Annotated in this window: 1 protein-coding gene and 1 pseudogene; both read left to right on the plus strand. The window is 44.8% G+C overall.

The window, feature by feature from the left end; all coding sequences use genetic code 11:
• Positions 1 to 125: pseudogene (locus F7Q90_RS26245) on the plus strand (IS630 family transposase); the annotation flags it as partial.
• 132 nt (positions 126 to 257) lie between these two features.
• On the plus strand, positions 258 to 335 hold a 78-nt coding region (locus F7Q90_RS28200), incomplete at its 3' end, for a hypothetical protein (RefSeq protein ID WP_455906705.1).

Below are 335 nucleotides of genomic sequence, written 5' to 3' on the forward strand. Positions count from 1 at the left end.
TTCATGAGACAATAACCCGAAATCACCAGTGCAGTTCAATGTGGCAACTGTTGAAAAAGGTCCATCACTTTATGAATACCGTCAGCCCATTCCCCGGGGGAAAACATGGGCTGGCTAAAGTGTAGCGGTATTAGGATCAGTTATTTAAGATCGCCTAAATAACTGCTCGGAATAGTAGATCCCTTAGAGGGAACTCAGTCCGGTTTATGCGATCTGATCAATCGCTGAATATCCCAAATCACCAGCCGGACTGAGCAATGTCGATCATAGCACCAATACCCAGAACCGAACGACGCCTGATGCAGAAAACTATCCATAAAACAAAGGACAAAAAC

Source organism: Pantoea stewartii subsp. stewartii (genome assembly GCF_008801695.1).
Classification (GTDB): domain Bacteria; phylum Pseudomonadota; class Gammaproteobacteria; order Enterobacterales; family Enterobacteriaceae; genus Pantoea; species Pantoea stewartii.